The sequence below is a fragment of the Pseudomonas sp. PSKL.D1 genome (assembly GCF_028898945.1).
Taxonomy (GTDB): domain Bacteria; phylum Pseudomonadota; class Gammaproteobacteria; order Pseudomonadales; family Pseudomonadaceae; genus Aquipseudomonas.
Genome location: NZ_CP118607.1, coordinates 824,503 through 842,332 on the forward strand (window position 1 = coordinate 824,503; position 17,830 = coordinate 842,332).

The window sequence follows — 17,830 nt, forward strand, 5'->3', positions numbered from 1 at the left end:
GTGATTAGCCTGATGAGGAGATAATCTGAGAGTCCGAACCAGGGGCTCTTAGTTTATCCAACCAGTCTCGCGACCAGTTGTGATAATCATAACGATTCTCATTTCGACGTCAATCCCCTTTCTGCAATTATTTTGAATTTTTTTGTGCAAGGCTTTTGGCATCGAGTTGCTGGTTGAGGGCCTCCTTGCGCTCAGCGGGCAGATCGTTCCAATGCATGTCCAGCAATGCGCCTTCAATGGCGTACAACAGCACTTTGGAGGCTCGGAACCCTCGCGTTTTAACCGCTTGATAGGCACCCACCGCACCGAGGCGACGCAAATCCGACGCGCTGTGGATGCCTGCCGCGTGTAACCACTGCGCAGAGGTTTTGCCAAGATTCTTCAGATGCTGCAATTCATCGTTCATCGAGCCTCCTTGCGATGGCTGAACGGGTCTTGTGGGATAAATCGCGAGCAGGTCAGAAAGGAGTGTAGCGGGGGATGGGAATTGCGCGGCCTTTTGCCATCGCGGGCGACGAGAAGCAGACGTGGTACTGGTAGGGGCGGGCTTGCCTTGCGAAGAGGCCAGCCCGCCAATTACTGAACTTACAGTTCCGGGAACCGCTTGCGAATCTGGTCGATCACCTGATCCATGCTACTGGCGGTTTGGGTATCAACCTGCGTGCTCTGCGCCAATTCTTGCGCATCCAGTGGTTCACGGCTGGCCTGCTGTGCTTTGACCACATCCAGCGTCGCATCCGAGGGGTCGGTATTTTCTGCCTGGCGCTGTTCCAGCCAGCTGGCAATGACCGCCTCAGGAGCATGGCAATCAAGGATCAGGAACGGTACGCCTGTCTCGCTCGCCACGGCAGCTGCAGCTTCACGCTGTTCGCGCTTCAGATAGGTGGCGTCCAGCACCACCGGGAAGCCGGCACGCAGGATTGTGGCTGCCAGCGCATGCAGGTGTTGATAGGTTTTCAGGCTGGCATCCTGGTCATAGATGCCAGCATTCTGCCGCCCGGCGTCGATTGGATTCTGCTCCCCGAACAGCCGCTTGCGCTCCACGTCAGAGCGCACACGCACAGCGCCTAGCGCTTCAACCAGGCGCATGGCCACGTGGCTCTTGCCAACAGCCGACACGCCATGGGTGATCGCCAACAGGCGTGACGGGATGGCGCTGTAGCTCTCTGCCAGGTTGGCATAGTTGCGGTAGGTGCGCAGGGTAGTAGCGCGCTGCACACCGTCTGCATTGGCAGGCATGCTGAACAGGGCGACCTTGGCGCGAACCAGGGCGCGGTAAGCCTTGTAGAAGTTCAGCACTTCAAGCCCTTGGTAATCCCCGGTCAGTTCAAGGTATTGGCTGATGAAGCGCCGAGCCAGGCACTTCAGGCCGCGGTCTTCCAGGTCCATGGCAAGGAAGCCGGTGTCGGCCCAGACGTCGGTCATGCGGAACGGTTCGTTGAACTCGATGCAGTCGAAAATCACGACCTTGCCGTCGATCAGGGTCGCGTTACCCAGGTGGATATCACCGTGGCATTCGCGGGTGAAACCGTCGCGCTTGCGCTGTGCGAACACATCCTTGAGGCGCTCAAAGCTGCTTTGCGCCCAAGCTTGCAGGTTATCCAGCTGTTGCAGGTCGGCCTTGTCGGTGAGGAACGGGCGGATCTGCTCAAAGTTCTGCTCAACCGGTGCCATGACGCTTTCCGGTGAACCGTAGGGCTTGTCGGCACCTACTTTGGGCGTTTGCAGGTGAAACTCGGCGACTTGCCTGGCCATCTGGTCAATGTGGCCAGCATTCAGTTCTCCGTTAGCCTGCAGCGTATTGAGCATCTGGCCTTGAGGGAACTGGCGCATTTTCAGCACATACTCGATTGCCTCGCCTTCACCGCCGACTTGTGGGGCTTCAGCACTGCCGGTGATCGGTAACACATCCAGATACAGACCGTCTGTCAGGCGCTGATTCAGGCGCAATTCCTCGTTACAGAAATGCTGGCGCTGATCCAGTGCGGTGAAGTCGAGAAAGCCGAAGTTCATGGGCTTCTTGACCTTGTAGGCGTACTCGCCAGTGAGCAATACCCAGGAGATATGCGTCTCGATGAGCTGGAACCCGTCCACGGGATGAGGGTAGAGGGCAGGGTTCTGCAATGCGGTGATCAGAGCTTGGCTCACGTGAAATCCTTCCTGGGGTAGGGAATTCGAAAGCGCCATTATGGTCAATGGTGCCGCCCCTGCCTACCGCCAGAGGGCGCCTGCCCAGCCTTTACAAAGTGCGTATAATCCGCCGCCATGACTCGAACCCGAAATTCCCGTACCCCTCAGAAACGCCCGACCGGCCGCTCCCGCGCCTGGCTGGGCTGGGCTTTGAAGCTCAGCCTCGTCGGTTTGGTGATCGTTGCCGGCTTCGCGGTTTACCTCGATGCCGTTGTGCAGGAGAAGTTCTCCGGCAAGCGCTGGACCATCCCGGCCAAGGTGTATGCCCGGCCGCTGGAGCTGTTCACCGGTCAGAAACTGAGCAAGAACGACTTCCTCACCGAGCTGGACGCACTCGGCTACCGGCGCGAAAGCGCGGCCAATGGGCCTGGGGCAGCTGCAGTCAACGGTAATACCGTTGATCTGAACACCCGTGGCTTCCAGTTCTATGAAGGCATGGAGCCTGCGCAGTTCGTGCGTGTGCGCTTTTCCGGCGATTATGTCGCGGGCCTGTCGGGTGCCAACGGCGGTAAGCTCGATGTGGTGCGCCTTGAGCCGCTGATGATTGGCGGTATCTACCCCAAGAATCTCGAAGACCGCATCCTGATCAAGATCGACCAGGTGCCGCCGTACCTGCTCGAAACGCTGGTGGCGACGGAAGACCGCGATTTCTACAGCCACTTCGGTGTATCGCCCAAGTCCATCGCCCGTGCGATGTGGGTCAATACCTCGTCTGGCTCGATGCGCCAAGGTGGCAGTACGCTGACCCAGCAGTTGGTGAAGAACTTCTACCTCACCAGCGAGCGCAGCCTCAGCCGCAAGCTGACCGAAGCGATGATGGCCGTACTGCTGGAAATGCACTACGACAAGCGTGAAATCCTTGAGGCCTACCTCAACGAGGTGTTCGTCGGCCAAGACGGCCAGCGCGCCGTGCACGGCTTCGGCCTGGCCAGCCAGTTCTTCTTCAGCCAGCCGCTGTCGGAGCTCAAGCTGCACCAGATCGCCTTGTTGGTGGGCATGGTCAAGGGGCCGTCCTACTACAACCCGCGTCGTTATCCCGAGCGTGCGCTGGCACGCCGCAACCTGGTACTCGACCTGGTAGCGGAGCAGGGCGTCGCCAGCCAGGAAGCGGTGGATGCCGCGAAGAAAATGCCACTGGGTGTAACCAAGCGCGGCAGCCTGGCGGACAGCTCGTTCCCGGCTTTCCTCGACCTGGTAAAACGCCAGTTGCGCCAGGACTACCGTGACGAAGACTTGACTGAAGAAGGCCTGCGCATTTTCACCAGCTTCGACCCGATCCTGCAGATGAAAGCCGAAACCTCCATGGCCGAAACCTTCAAGCGCCTGGCTGGGCGCAAAGGGGCGGATGAGGTCGAGTCGGCGATGGTCGTGACCAACCCGGAAACCGGTGAAGTCCAGGCGCTGATCGGTAGCCGTCAGTCCGGTTTTGCCGGCTTCAACCGCGCCATCGACGCGGTGCGGCCGATCGGCTCGCTGGTCAAGCCGGCGGTCTACCTGACCGCATTGGAGCAGCCGAGCAAATACACCCTGACCAGTTGGGTGCAGGACGAACCGTTCTCGGTCAAAGGCAAGGATGGCCAGGTGTGGCGCCCGCAAAACTATGACCGCCGCCCGCACGGTACGATTTACCTGTACCAGGGGCTGGCCAACTCCTACAACCTGTCGACCGCCAAAATTGGGCTGGAAGTGGGTGTGCCCAATGTCATCAAGACTATCGGTCGCCTGGGCGTGAATGTCGACTGGCCAGCTTACCCGGCGATGCTGCTTGGCGCTGGTGGCATGTCGCCGATGCAGGTGGCAACCATGTACCAGACCATCGCCAACGGCGGCTTCAACACGCCGATGCGCGGTATTCGCAGTGTGTTGACGGCTGAAGGTGAGCCGCTCAAACGCTACCCGTTCCAGATCCAGCAAACCTTTGACCCGGGCTCGATCTACCTGGTGCAGAACGCCATGCAGCGTGTCATGCGCGAAGGTACTGGCCGGTCGGTCTACAGCGTGTTGCCAAGCTCACTGACCCTGGCGGGCAAGACCGGTACCAGTAACGACTCCCGCGACAGCTGGTTCTCTGGCTTCAGCCAGGACTTGTTGGCGGTGGTGTGGATGGGCCGTGACGACAACGGCAAGACGCCGTTCACTGGCGCCACCGGTGCGCTGCAGGTATGGACCAGCTTCATGAAGAAGGCCGACCCGCTACCGCTGGACATGCCGCAGCCAGACAATGTGGTGCAGGCCTGGATTGACCCCTACAACGGTCATGGATCCGACGGAAGCTGTCCGGGTGCCGTGCAGATGCCGTATATTCGCGGGAGCGAACCGGCTGCCGGGGCGACCTGTGGCGGTGAGCAAAACCCTGCCGAGCAGGTTATGGACTGGGTCAAGGGCTGGATGAATTAAGCACTGGCTGCATTGATGAGGTGTGAATTGAACAAGTGGCTGTTTCCTGCCGTGACGGCGCTGGCTGTGCTCCAGGGCTGCTCCAGCGTTCCGCGTGGCAACATCCCGGTTGTGGACTCGAGCACTCGCGTATCCAACAGCGAGCGCGTCACCGCCAACCGTTCTGCGGCTGGCATGAGCAACGGCACTGCCCAGGCACAATCGCTGCCTGAAGATTCCGGCGTGACCGTAATGATCCCGCAGGGTGCAGGCGCCACCGGGATCCAGACATTCCCGGCGGGCAGCACAGCAGCGCCGATCAGCAGCGCGCCGATCACGCCCGGGCCGATCACTGGCGGCCCGATGACCACCAACCCGAACCCGATTGCCGATGAACCCTTCGACATCGCATCGATGAATAGTACGCCGGCAACCAACAGCGCGCCCACCGGCATACCGCGTAGCACTGCAGCAGCAGGTGGCCTTTCTGCCGACGAGCAACTCGATGGCCCGGTGCTGGCGCTGTTGACCACTGCTCAGTCGCAGCAGGGCAGCGGTGATTTCAACGGCGCAGCCTCCAGCCTGGAGCGTGCCCAGCGCATTGCCCCACGCGAGCCGCAGGTGCTGTACCGCCTGGCGCAGGTTCGACTGTCACAAGGTGACGCGGCGCAAGCCGAGCAGTTGGCTCGCCGGGCGCTGAGTTACGCCAACGGCCGCCCAAGCCTTCAGGCTGAGCTGTGGAACACCATCGCCCAGGCTCGCGAAAAGCAGGGGGACAGCGCGGGTGCAGCACTTGCGCGGCAAAAAGCGCAGGTCAGCTCGTAATGATTGAGCAACGCATTCTCGACATCGCAGACCACCTGCTGCTTATCGAAAACGAGCTTAAGGTGCAGGGCTGGTGGGATGATGAACCTCCCAGCGATGAGGCGCTGGCCAGTACCGTGCCTTTCGCCGTCGACACCATGAGCTTCGAGCAGTGGCTGCAATGGATCTTCCTGCCCCGCATGAAAATCATTATCGAATTGGGCCACCCGCTTCCAAATGCCTCCGGCATCCTGGTAATGGCGGAAAGCGTGTTTACCGATCGTCCGGAAGAAAGTCGCGAGCTCCGCCGACTATTGGCAGCATTCGACCAATTGATAGCGCCATCCGCCTGATTTCCTCTATTTTTCCTACAAGGGCCGCTATTTGTGGCCCTTTTTTGTTGAAAACGTACTATTTCTGCTGCTGACTAGGTTTTTAGTGGTGCTGGGAATTCATCTTGAGGAAAATTTGGCAATAATTTTTCTTGACTTAATGCCTCCGAATCAGAAGAATCCAGATTCCGCTTTAGAGGGACTGCCAGAAGCAGACCCGCTAAGCAGATCATGAGGTGCACACCCGCGCCGACCTGTTACACCCCGCAACGCGTTACCTCGCGCTGGGTGGGAAAACCCCGCAACACTCTGGGGCGCTCCCAATACTTGCTCAGTCAGTGCTGACGTTCGCTCATGCTCTGCTTGGCAGTAAACCTATTAAGACCCGTCCACTAGGGACGGTATTCTGGCGTTTTAGAGGTGAACAACGTGGAGCTTTTATCTGGCGCTGAGATGGTCGTCCGCTTCTTGCGTGACGAAGGCGTTAAGCACATCTACGGGTACCCTGGTGGTGCTCTCCTGCATGTTTATGACGCGCTGTTCAAAGAACCGGAAGTGGAACACATCCTGGTTCGTCACGAGCAGGCGGCAACCCATATGGCAGACGGCTACGCCCGCGCCACCGGCAAAGCCGGTGTGGTGCTGGTAACCTCCGGCCCGGGTGCGACCAATGCCATTACCGGCATTGCCACTGCCTATATGGACTCGATTCCGATGGTCATCCTTTCCGGCCAGGTGCCTAGCACCATGGTAGGTACCGATGCCTTCCAGGAAACCGACATGATCGGTATTTCGCGGCCGATCGTGAAGCACAGCTTCATGATCAAACATGCCACCGAGATCCCGGAAGTTCTGAAAAAAGCCTTCTACCTGGCGCAATCCGGCCGTCCAGGCCCGGTCGTGGTCGACATTCCAAAAGATATGACCAACCCGGCCGACAAGTTCGAATACGTTTACCCGAAGAAGGTCAAGCTGCGCTCCTACAGCCCTGCGGTACGCGGCCATTCCGGCCAGATCCGCAAGGCCGCCGAAATGCTGCTCGCGGCCAAGCGCCCGATCATCTACGCCGGTGGTGGGGTGATTCTGGGTGGCGGCTCCGAAGCGCTGACCGAAATCGCCAAGTCGCTGAACCTGCCAGTTACCAACACCCTCATGGGTTTGGGCGGCTTCCCGGGTACTGATCGCCAGTTCCTCGGCATGCTGGGCATGCACGGCAGCTTCACTGCCAACATGGCCATGCACAATGCCGATGTGATCTTCGCTGTCGGTGCGCGTTTCGACGACCGCGTGGTCAATGGGCCAGCCAAGTTCTGCCCGAACGCCAAGATCATCCATGTCGACATCGATCCTGCTTCGATCTCGAAAATGATCAAGGCCGACGTGCCGATTGTTGGCCCGGTCGACAGCGTGCTCAGCGAAATGCTCACCATCCTCAAGGAAATTGGCGAGCAGCCAGACAAGGCCGCGCTGGCCACCTGGTGGAAGCAGATCGACGAATGGCGTGGCGACGGTGAACTGTTCCCTTACGACAAGGGCGACGGCAACGTCATCAAACCGCAGAAGGTCATCGAAACCCTGTGCGAAGTGACCAATGGCGATGCTTTCGTCACCTCGGACGTTGGCCAGCACCAGATGTTCGCGGCGCAGTACTACCGCTTCAACAAGCCTAACCGCTGGATCAACTCCGGCGGCCTGGGCACCATGGGCTTCGGCTTCCCGGCGGCGATGGGCATCAAGCTCAACTTCCCGGATCAGGACGTGGCTTGTGTGACTGGCGAAGGCAGCATCCAGATGAACATCCAGGAGCTGTCCACCTGCATGCAATACGGCCTGCCGGTGAAAATCGTCAACCTGAACAACGGTGTATTGGGCATGGTGCGTCAGTGGCAGGACATGGCCTACAACGGCCGTCACTCCCACTCCTACGTCGAGTCGCTGCCTGACTTCATCAAGCTGGCCGAGGCCTATGGCCATGTGGGCATCCGCATCACCAGCCTGAAGGACCTCAAGCCGAAGCTGGAAGAAGCCTTTGCGATGAAAGACCGCCTGGTATTCATCGACATCGCGGTTGACCGCAGCGAGCACGTCTATCCGATGCAGATCAAGGATGGCTCGATGCGTGACATGTGGCTGAGCAAGACGGAGCGTACCTGACATGCGGCACATCATCTCCCTGCTGCTGGAAAACGAACCCGGTGCTCTGTCCCGTGTGGTCGGCCTGTTCTCCCAGCGCAACTACAACATTGAAAGCCTGACCGTGGCACCGACCGAAGACCCGACCCTGTCGCGTCTGACGCTGACCACCGTTGGCCATGACGAAGTGATCGAACAGATCACCAAAAACCTGAACAAGCTGGTGGAAGTAGTCAAGCTTGTCGACCTGTCGGAAAGCGCCCACATCGAGCGCGAACTGATGCTGGTCAAGGTCAAGGCCACCGGTGCCCAGCGCGCCGAAATCAAGCGCACCACGGATATTTTCCGTGGCCAGATCGTCGATGTGACTGCCAGTGTGTACACCGTGCAACTGAGCGGCACCAGCGACAAACTGGACAGCTTCATTCAGGCCATCGGCACCGCGTCGATTCTCGAAACCGTGCGCAGCGGCGTTACCGGCATTGCCCGTGGCGACAAAGTGCTCAGCATCTAAATTCAAAAATTAGCGATGGCTCCGCAGGGGCCGAGATATAACCAGGGGTAATTTCATGAAAGTTTTCTACGATAAAGACTGCGACCTTTCCATCATTCAGGGTAAGAAAGTCGCCATCATCGGCTACGGTTCTCAGGGCCACGCTCAGGCGTGCAACCTGAAAGACTCCGGTGTAGACGTTACCGTCGGTCTGCGTAAAGGTTCGGCTACTGTTGCCAAGGCAGAAGCCCACGGCCTGAAAGTTGCCGACGTTGCCACCGCTGTCGCTGCGGCTGACCTGGTGATGATCCTGACCCCGGACGAGTTCCAGGGCGCGCTGTACAAGAACGAAATCGAGCCGAACATCAAGAAGGGCGCCACCCTGGCCTTCTCCCACGGCTTCTCGATCCACTACAACCAGGTTGTTCCGCGTGCCGACCTCGACGTGATCATGATCGCGCCGAAAGCTCCGGGCCACACCGTGCGTTCCGAGTTCGTAAAAGGCGGCGGTATCCCTGACCTGATCGCTATCTACCAAGATGCCTCGGGCAACGCCAAGAACGTCGCTCTGTCCTACGCTTCGGGCGTTGGTGGCGGCCGTACCGGCATCATCGAAACCACCTTCAAGGACGAGACCGAAACCGACCTGTTCGGTGAGCAGGCTGTTCTGTGCGGCGGTACCGTTGAGCTGGTCAAAGCCGGTTTCGAAACCCTGGTTGAAGCTGGCTACGCGCCGGAAATGGCCTACTTCGAGTGCCTGCACGAACTGAAACTGATCGTTGACCTCATGTACGAAGGCGGTATCGCCAACATGAACTACTCGATCTCCAACAACGCTGAGTACGGTGAATACGTCACCGGCCCGGAAGTCATCAACGAAGAATCCCGCAAGGCCATGCGCAACGCTCTGAAGCGCATCCAGGACGGCGAATACGCGAAGATGTTCATCTCCGAAGGCGCCACCAACTACCCATCGATGACCGCCAAGCGTCGTAACAACGCTGCTCACGGCATCGAAATCATCGGCGAGCAACTGCGCTCGATGATGCCTTGGATCTCGGCAAACAAAATCGTCGACAAGACCAAGAACTAAGTCTTATCGAAAGATTAAAAACGCGGCTTCGGCCGCGTTTTTTCGTTCTGTCGGCCAGCATCTGGTATAAAGCAGGCCAGTGGCTTGCCGTCAGCACCTGTTTCGCAGGCCCGTGTCAAACATTTTCCACCCTGTTGCAAGGTACCCTCCATGAGCGAACGTCCCGAAGAGCCGAACAAGCCCTCCGACGCCGAAAGCCTGCTACCTGTCGATGAGCACGTTGAAGAAGGGCATGACGCCGAAGGGCGCAAGGTGCGCCACCGCGGCGTTTATCTGCTGCCCAACTTGTTCACCACCGCCAACCTGTTTGCCGGTTTCTATTCCATCATCAGCTCGATGAGCGCCCTTAGCGCCGGCTCGCCGAGTGAGGCAAGCAAGTACTTTGCGCTTTCTGCCATCGCCATTTTCATTGCCATGGTGCTGGACGGCCTTGATGGCCGCGTGGCACGCATGACAAACACCCAGAGTGCCTTCGGCGCAGAATATGACTCGCTGTCAGACATGGTTGCCTTTGGTGTTGCCCCGGCGTTGCTGGCCTTCGGCTGGGCGCTGGGTGACATGGGCAAGGTCGGCTGGATGGTCGCCTTCATCTATGTAGCGGGTGCTGCTCTGCGTTTGGCGCGCTTCAACACCCAGGTCGGCACTGCCGACAAGCGCTATTTCATCGGCCTGGCCAGCCCGGCCGCTGCTGGCGTGGTTGCGGGTACGGTGTGGGCATTCAGCGACATCGGCATACAGGGCTCCAAATTGTCCTTCCTGGTGGCTTTGCTGGTGGCTGCGGCAGGCATGCTGATGGTCAGCAACATCAAGTACAACAGCTTCAAGGAGCTGGACCTTAAAGGCCGTGTGCCCTTCGTCGCGATCCTGGCGGTGGTTTTGGTGTTTGCCGTGGTGTTCAGCGACCCGCCACGCATTCTGCTGCTGATCTTCCTTGCCTACGCGGCTTCGGGGCCGATCCAGTACCTGTTGCGTATGCGTCGTCGTAAAGCGTGACAACGATTTAATGATGGAATAACCCTCCGGCTCCATAGTCTTACTGGTACATCCCTCAACCAGTGCTGTGGAGCCGCCATGCTCATCAAGCTACCCAGGTCATCCGAGTGCAAGGCATCGGAGATCACCCCTGAAGGCATTTATCTTTCTCGACGGAATCTGCTGGGCGCCTCCCTGGTAGGGCTGGCTGTGGGTGCGTTGCCGCGCCTGGGGCATGCTGGCGAGGCGTCGCGCTACGCCGATGTTGAGGCAGGTAACGCCGCGCCATGGTTCAGCGAAAAGCTGGCGGGTACCCAGTGGCAGGCAGTCACAGTGAGGGATGAGGCAATCACGCCATTCAAGGATGCAACCCACTACAACAACTTTTACGAGTTTGGCCCGGACAAGGGCGACCCGGCCGCCAATGCGGGTAGCTTGAAAACCGAGCCATGGACGGTGGTGGTGGATGGAGAGGTGGGCAAGCCGGGGCGCTATGCGCTGGAGGAATTCGTCAAACCCTATGGCCTTGAAGAGCGCATCTACCGGCTGCGTTGTGTGGAGGCCTGGTCAATGGTCATACCTTGGTTGGGTTTTCCGCTGGCGCAGGTGCTCAAGCATGTTGAGCCCACTTCGAAGGCGCGCTATGTCCGCTTCGAGACGCTGCAGGATCCACAGCACATGCCGGGCCAGCGCTCGGGTTTTGCCCTGATCGACTGGCCTTATATAGAGGGGCTGCGCATTGACGAGGCGATGAATCCGCTGGCGATTCTGGCGGTCGGCATGTACGGGCGGGAGTTACCCAATCAGAATGGCGCGCCGCTGCGGTTGGTGGTGCCCTGGAAGTATGGCTTCAAGAGTATCAAGTCGATCGTGCGCATCAGCCTGGTTGAGGAGCAGCCGCGCACTACCTGGGAAAGCATTGCACCGGACGAGTACGGTTTTTATGCCAACGTGAACCCGGAAGTGGATCACCCGCGTTGGACCCAGGCCCGGGAGCGTCGCCTGCCAAGTGGCCTGTTCAGCCCTAACGTGCGGCAGACGCAGATGTTCAATGGCTACGCTGAAGAGGTGGCATCACTTTATGCCGGGCTCGATCTGCGGAAGAACTACTGATGCGTTATCCCTGGTTCCGATTGGCCATTTTCGTCGTGGGTTGCCTGTTTCCGGTGTGGTGGTTGTATGAAGCAGCGATGAACATGCTGGGGCCAGACCCAGGGAAGATCATGATGGATCGCCTGGGGCTGGGGGCGTTGATATTTCTTCTGGTGACCTTGAGCATGACCCCCCTGCAGCGGCTGACAGGGTGGTCGGGCTGGGTGGCAGTGCGGCGCCAGCTGGGGTTGTGGTGCTTCGCCTACATCGTGTTGCACTTGCTGTGCTACCTGTTCTTTATCCTCGGTTTGGATTGGGGGCAGTTTGGTGTCGAGCTGCGCAAGCGGCCTTACATTATTGTGGGGGCGCTAGGCTTCCTTGGGTTGCTGGCGCTGGCGCTGACCTCCAATCGCTTCAGCCAGCGTCGGCTGGGTGCGCGCTGGAAGAAGCTGCACAGGTTTGTGTATGTGATCCTTGGGTTGGGGTTGCTGCACTTTCTGTGGATTGTCCGCTCCGACCTCAGAGAGTGGATGATCTATGCATCGGTTGGGGCATTGCTGATGCTGCTTCGTGTTCCGGTGATAGCGCGCGCGCTTCCTCGTCTGCGCGGGCAGGGCAGGGCACTTTGAAATTAATCAGAATAAAGTGTTGACGCGCTTTCGAATCTCCTTATAATGCGCCCCACTTCCAGCGTAGCCGGAACGAAAAACTCCTTGTTAATCAACAGGTTGAGCGATTCGGTCGAAAGTGGAAGGTTGTAAAGAGGTGGTTGACAGCGTTTTCGAATGCTGTATGATTCGCCTCCCGCTACGAGAGATCGCAGCGAGTCAAGTGTTTGAAGCTAAACGAGTTTCTCGCAAAAAACTTCAAAATAAACGCTTGACAGGCAATGAGGAAAGCGTAGAATGCGCGCCTCGGTTGAGGCGAAATGCTCTTAACCAAACGCTCTTTAACAAATTGAATCAAGCAATTCGTGTGGGTGCTTGTGAGTACGGACTGATAGTCAATAAGATTATCAGCATCACAAGTGGCCATGCGAGAAATCACATAGTCATTTGAGATTGCTGAGCCAAGTTTAGGGTTTCTTAAAAACCCAAGCAGTATTGAACTGAAGAGTTTGATCATGGCTCAGATTGAACGCTGGCGGCAGGCCTAACACATGCAAGTCGAGCGGATGACGGGAGCTTGCTCCTTGATTCAGCGGCGGACGGGTGAGTAATGCCTAGGAATCTGCCTGGTAGTGGGGGACAACGTTTCGAAAGGAACGCTAATACCGCATACGTCCTACGGGAGAAAGCAGGGGACCTTCGGGCCTTGCGCTATCAGATGAGCCTAGGTCGGATTAGCTAGTTGGTGGGGTAATGGCTCACCAAGGCGACGATCCGTAACTGGTCTGAGAGGATGATCAGTCACACTGGAACTGAGACACGGTCCAGACTCCTACGGGAGGCAGCAGTGGGGAATATTGGACAATGGGCGAAAGCCTGATCCAGCCATGCCGCGTGTGTGAAGAAGGTCTTCGGATTGTAAAGCACTTTAAGTTGGGAGGAAGGGCAGTAAGTTAATACCTTGCTGTTTTGACGTTACCGACAGAATAAGCACCGGCTAACTCTGTGCCAGCAGCCGCGGTAATACAGAGGGTGCAAGCGTTAATCGGAATTACTGGGCGTAAAGCGCGCGTAGGTGGTTTGTTAAGTTGGATGTGAAAGCCCCGGGCTCAACCTGGGAACTGCATCCAAAACTGGCAAGCTAGAGTACGGTAGAGGGTGGTGGAATTTCCTGTGTAGCGGTGAAATGCGTAGATATAGGAAGGAACACCAGTGGCGAAGGCGACCACCTGGACTGATACTGACACTGAGGTGCGAAAGCGTGGGGAGCAAACAGGATTAGATACCCTGGTAGTCCACGCCGTAAACGATGTCAACTAGCCGTTGGAATCCTTGAGATTTTAGTGGCGCAGCTAACGCATTAAGTTGACCGCCTGGGGAGTACGGCCGCAAGGTTAAAACTCAAATGAATTGACGGGGGCCCGCACAAGCGGTGGAGCATGTGGTTTAATTCGAAGCAACGCGAAGAACCTTACCAGGCCTTGACATGCAGAGAACTTTCCAGAGATGGATTGGTGCCTTCGGGAACTCTGACACAGGTGCTGCATGGCTGTCGTCAGCTCGTGTCGTGAGATGTTGGGTTAAGTCCCGTAACGAGCGCAACCCTTGTCCTTAGTTACCAGCACGTAATGGTGGGCACTCTAAGGAGACTGCCGGTGACAAACCGGAGGAAGGTGGGGATGACGTCAAGTCATCATGGCCCTTACGGCCTGGGCTACACACGTGCTACAATGGTCGGTACAGAGGGTTGCCAAGCCGCGAGGTGGAGCTAATCTCACAAAACCGATCGTAGTCCGGATCGCAGTCTGCAACTCGACTGCGTGAAGTCGGAATCGCTAGTAATCGCGAATCAGAATGTCGCGGTGAATACGTTCCCGGGCCTTGTACACACCGCCCGTCACACCATGGGAGTGGGTTGCACCAGAAGTAGCTAGTCTAACCTTCGGGAGGACGGTTACCACGGTGTGATTCATGACTGGGGTGAAGTCGTAACAAGGTAGCCGTAGGGGAACCTGCGGCTGGATCACCTCCTTAATCGACGACATCAGCCTACTGATGAGCTCCCACACGAATTGCTTGATTCAGATGTAAAGACGATGCTGTAACGCAACCCTGTTATAGGTCTGTAGCTCAGTTGGTTAGAGCGCACCCCTGATAAGGGTGAGGTCGGCAGTTCAAATCTGCCCAGACCTACCATTACATGGTTCAGCCGTAAATACGGGGCCATAGCTCAGCTGGGAGAGCGCCTGCCTTGCACGCAGGAGGTCAGCGGTTCGATCCCGCTTGGCTCCACCACTTTTGCAGTACTTGATCAGAACTTAGAAATGAGCATTCAGTTTGAATGTTGATTTCTGACTTTTGTCAGATCGTTCTTTAAAAATTCGGATATGTGATAGATATAGACTGAACACCAGTTTCACTGCTGGTGGATCAGGCTAAGGTAAAATTTGTGAGTTCTGCTCAGCAATGAGCGAAATGCGAATTTTCGGCGAATGTCGTCTTCACAGTATAACCAGATTGCTTGGGGTTATATGGTCAAGTGAAGAAGCGCATACGGTGGATGCCTTGGCAGTCAGAGGCGATGAAAGACGTGGTAGCCTGCGAAAAGCTTTGGGGAGTCGGCAAACAGACTGTGATCCAGAGATCTCTGAATGGGGGAACCCAGCCAGCATAAGCTGGTTATCTTGTACTGAATACATAGGTGCAAGAGGCGAACCAGGGGAACTGAAACATCTAAGTACCCTGAGGAAAAGAAATCAACCGAGATTCCCTTAGTAGTGGCGAGCGAACGGGGACCAGCCCTTAAGCTGGTTTGAGATTAGTGGAACGCTCTGGAAAGTGCGGCCATAGTGGGTGATAGCCCCGTACACGAAAATCTCTTGCCAGTGAAATCGAGTAGGACGGAGCACGAGAAACTTTGTCTGAACATGGGGGGACCATCCTCCAAGGCTAAATACTACTGACTGACCGATAGTGAACCAGTACCGTGAGGGAAAGGCGAAAAGAACCCCGGAGAGGGGAGTGAAATAGAACCTGAAACCGTATGCGTACAAGCAGTGGGAGCCTACTTTGTTAGGTGACTGCGTACCTTTTGTATAATGGGTCAGCGACTTATATTCAGTGGCGAGCTTAACCGAATAGGGGAGGCGTAGCGAAAGCGAGTCTTAATAGGGCGTTTAGTCGCTGGGTATAGACCCGAAACCGGGCGATCTATCCATGGGCAGGTTGAAGGTTAGGTAACACTGACTGGAGGACCGAACCGACTACCGTTGAAAAGTTAGCGGATGACCTGTGGATCGGAGTGAAAGGCTAATCAAGCTCGGAGATAGCTGGTTCTCCTCGAAAGCTATTTAGGTAGCGCCTCATGTATCACTGTAGGGGGTAGAGCACTGTTTCGGCTAGGGGGTCATCCCGACTTACCAAACCGATGCAAACTCCGAATACCTACAAGTGCCGAGCATGGGAGACACACGGCGGGTGCTAACGTCCGTCGTGAAAAGGGAAACAACCCAGACCGTCAGCTAAGGTCCCAAAGTCATGGTTAAGTGGGAAACGATGTGGGAAGGCTTAGACAGCTAGGAGGTTGGCTTAGAAGCAGCCACCCTTTAAAGAAAGCGTAATAGCTCACTAGTCGAGTCGGCCTGCGCGGAAGATGTAACGGGGCTCAAACCATGCACCGAAGCTACGGGTATCACCTCTGGTGATGCGGTAGAGGAGCGTTCTGTAAGCCTGTGAAGGTGAGTTGAGAAGCTTGCTGGAGGTATCAGAAGTGCGAATGCTGACATGAGTAACGACAATGCGAGTGAAAAACTCGCACGCCGAAAGACCAAGGTTTCCTGCGCAACGTTAATCGACGCAGGGTTAGTCGGTCCCTAAGGCGAGGCTGAAAAGCGTAGTCGATGGAAAACAGGTTAATATTCCTGTACTTCCAGTTATTGCGATGGAGGGACGGAGAAGGCTAGGCCAGCTTGGCGTTGGTTGTCCAAGTTTAAGGTGGTAGGCTGAGATCTTAGGCAAATCCGGGATCTCAAGGCCGAGAGCTGATGACGAGTTGCCTTTAGGCGACGAAGTGGTTGATGCCATGCTTCCAAGAAAAGCTCCTAAGCTTCAGATAACTGGGAACCGTACCCCAAACCGACACAGGTGGTTAGGTAGAGAATACCAAGGCGCTTGAGAGAACTCGGGTGAAGGAACTAGGCAAAATGGCACCGTAACTTCGGGAGAAGGTGCGCCGGTGAGGGTGAAGCACTTGCTGCGTAAGCCCACGCCGGTCGAAGATACCAGGCCGCTGCGACTGTTTATTAAAAACACAGCACTCTGCAAACACGAAAGTGGACGTATAGGGTGTGACGCCTGCCCGGTGCCGGAAGGTTAATTGATGGGGTTAGCGCAAGCGAAGCTCTTGATCGAAGCCCCGGTAAACGGCGGCCGTAACTATAACGGTCCTAAGGTAGCGAAATTCCTTGTCGGGTAAGTTCCGACCTGCACGAATGGCGTAACGATGGCGGCGCTGTCTCCACCCGAGACTCAGTGAAATTGAAATCGCTGTGAAGATGCAGTGTATCCGCGGCTAGACGGAAAGACCCCGTGAACCTTTACTATAGCTTTGCACTGGACTTTGAATTTGCTTGTGTAGGATAGGTGGGAGGCTTTGAAGTGGGGACGCCAGTTCTCATGGAGCCATCCTTGAAATACCACCCTGGCAACTTTGAGGTTCTAACTCAGGTCCGTTATCCGGATCGAGGACAGTGTATGGTGGGTAGTTTGACTGGGGCGGTCTCCTCCCAAAGAGTAACGGAGGAGTACGAAGGTGCGCTCAGACCGGTCGGAAATCGGTCGTAGAGTATAAAGGCAAAAGCGCGCTTGACTGCGAGACAAACACGTCGAGCAGGTACGAAAGTAGGTCTTAGTGATCCGGTGGTTCTGTATGGAAGGGCCATCGCTCAACGGATAAAAGGTACTCCGGGGATAACAGGCTGATACCGCCCAAGAGTTCATATCGACGGCGGTGTTTGGCACCTCGATGTCGGCTCATCACATCCTGGGGCTGAAGCCGGTCCCAAGGGTATGGCTGTTCGCCATTTAAAGTGGTACGCGAGCTGGGTTTAGAACGTCGTGAGACAGTTCGGTCCCTATCTGCCGTGGACGTTTGAGATTTGAGAGGGGCTGCTCCTAGTACGAGAGGACCGGAGTGGACGAACCTCTGGTGTTCCGGTTGTCACGCCAGTGGCATTGCCGGGTAGCTATGTTCGGAAGAGATAACCGCTGAAAGCATCTAAGCGGGAAACTTGCCTCAAGATGAGATCTCACTGGGATCTTGAATCCCCTAAAGGGCCGTCGAAGACTACGACGTTGATAGGTTGGGTGTGTAAGCGCTGTGAGGCGTTGAGCTAACCAATACTAATTGCCCGTGAGGCTTGACCATATAACACCCAAGCAATTTGCGCATGCCTCTGAACAAGAAGCGCCAAATTGTGGTGGTGAAGACGAAAGACCCGAAGATTCGCAACATCACAAATCGCATATCCGAATTCGCTAGGCTGTCCAGCTGGACATTCTGGCAACAGAATTTCTTGACGACCATAGAGCATTGGAACCACCTGATCCCATCCCGAACTCAGCAGTGAAACGATGCATCGCCGATGGTAGTGTGGGGTTTCCCCATGTGAGAGTAGGTCATCGTCAAGATTCATTTCGCAAAACCCCTATCTGCGCGAGCAGGTAGGGGTTTTGTCTT

11 protein-coding genes, 2 tRNA genes and 3 rRNA genes are annotated in these 17,830 nt (G+C 56.6%); 14 read left to right on the forward strand and 2 right to left on the reverse strand.

All coding sequences use genetic code 11. The annotated features are described in order from the left end of the window. Window positions 1-127 precede the first annotated feature (127 nt). Together PVV54_RS03505 and PVV54_RS03510 are read right to left on the reverse strand one after the other, a co-directional pair. Window positions 128-406 (reverse strand): TfoX/Sxy family protein, encoded by a 279-nt coding sequence (locus tag PVV54_RS03505; protein ID WP_274908618.1) that lies wholly within the window; start codon window positions 404-406, stop codon window positions 128-130. Window positions 407-585: 179 nt separating this feature from the next. Continuing rightward, entirely contained in the window at window positions 586-2,148 is a 1,563-nt protein-coding gene (locus tag PVV54_RS03510; protein ID WP_274908619.1) for a bifunctional aminoglycoside phosphotransferase/ATP-binding protein, read from the reverse strand. Between the two features lie 117 nt (window positions 2,149-2,265). Here PVV54_RS03510 and mrcB point away from each other — a divergent pair, with 117 nt between their 5' ends. The 14 genes from mrcB (at window position 2,266) to rrf (ending at window position 17,781) form a co-directional block, all read left to right on the forward strand. After that, window positions 2,266-4,587: a penicillin-binding protein 1B gene (gene mrcB / locus PVV54_RS03515; RefSeq protein WP_274908620.1), complete on the forward strand. Its 2,322-nt coding sequence runs from the start codon at window positions 2,266-2,268 to the stop codon at window positions 4,585-4,587. Window positions 4,588-4,602: 15 nt separating this feature from the next. Next, window positions 4,603-5,391, forward strand: a complete 789-nt coding sequence (locus tag PVV54_RS03520; RefSeq protein WP_274908621.1) for a tetratricopeptide repeat protein — start codon at window positions 4,603-4,605, stop codon at window positions 5,389-5,391. Beyond that, a complete protein-coding gene (locus PVV54_RS03525) occupies window positions 5,391-5,723 on the forward strand; it encodes a YqcC family protein (RefSeq protein ID WP_274908622.1) in 333 nt (110 codons plus the stop codon). The genes PVV54_RS03520 and PVV54_RS03525 overlap by 1 nt, the downstream gene beginning before the upstream one ends. Before the next feature lie 408 nt (window positions 5,724-6,131). Next, a complete protein-coding gene (locus PVV54_RS03530; protein ID WP_274908623.1) occupies window positions 6,132-7,856 on the forward strand; it encodes an acetolactate synthase 3 large subunit in 1,725 nt (574 codons plus the stop codon). A 1-nt stretch (window position 7,857) separates the two neighbouring features. Continuing rightward, window positions 7,858-8,349 (forward strand): acetolactate synthase small subunit, encoded by a 492-nt coding sequence (gene ilvN / locus PVV54_RS03535; RefSeq protein ID WP_003250040.1) that lies wholly within the window; start codon window positions 7,858-7,860, stop codon window positions 8,347-8,349. Between the two features lie 55 nt (window positions 8,350-8,404). Beyond that, window positions 8,405-9,421, forward strand: coding sequence for a ketol-acid reductoisomerase (ilvC, locus tag PVV54_RS03540; RefSeq protein WP_003250043.1), 1,017 nt, complete (start codon window positions 8,405-8,407; stop codon window positions 9,419-9,421). A gap of 150 nt (window positions 9,422-9,571) precedes the next feature. Further along, window positions 9,572-10,414 (forward strand): CDP-diacylglycerol--serine O-phosphatidyltransferase, encoded by an 843-nt coding sequence (pssA, locus tag PVV54_RS03545; protein WP_274908624.1) that lies wholly within the window; start codon window positions 9,572-9,574, stop codon window positions 10,412-10,414. Window positions 10,415-10,492: 78 nt separating this feature from the next. Then, a complete protein-coding gene (msrP, locus tag PVV54_RS03550) occupies window positions 10,493-11,506 on the forward strand; it encodes a protein-methionine-sulfoxide reductase catalytic subunit MsrP (RefSeq protein ID WP_274908625.1) in 1,014 nt (337 codons plus the stop codon). Further along, window positions 11,506-12,114 carry a protein-methionine-sulfoxide reductase heme-binding subunit MsrQ gene (gene msrQ, locus PVV54_RS03555; RefSeq protein WP_274908626.1) on the forward strand — a complete coding sequence of 203 codons (609 nt, stop codon included), beginning with the start codon at window positions 11,506-11,508 and terminating at the stop codon, window positions 12,112-12,114. Before msrP ends, msrQ begins: the two co-directional genes overlap by 1 nt. Before the next feature lie 476 nt (window positions 12,115-12,590). Continuing rightward, window positions 12,591-14,127, forward strand: a 16S ribosomal RNA gene (locus PVV54_RS03560). Between the two features lie 85 nt (window positions 14,128-14,212). Beyond that, window positions 14,213-14,289: transfer RNA gene (locus tag PVV54_RS03565), tRNA-Ile, on the forward strand. 23 nt (window positions 14,290-14,312) lie between these two features. Continuing rightward, window positions 14,313-14,388: transfer RNA gene (locus tag PVV54_RS03570), tRNA-Ala, on the forward strand. 238 nt (window positions 14,389-14,626) lie between these two features. After that, window positions 14,627-17,518, forward strand: a 23S ribosomal RNA gene (locus tag PVV54_RS03575). A gap of 147 nt (window positions 17,519-17,665) precedes the next feature. After that, a 5S ribosomal RNA gene (rrf, locus tag PVV54_RS03580) occupies window positions 17,666-17,781 on the forward strand. The 16S, 23S and 5S rRNA genes sit together here with 2 tRNA genes alongside, the layout of an rRNA operon. The last annotated feature ends 49 nt before the right edge of the window (window positions 17,782-17,830 follow it).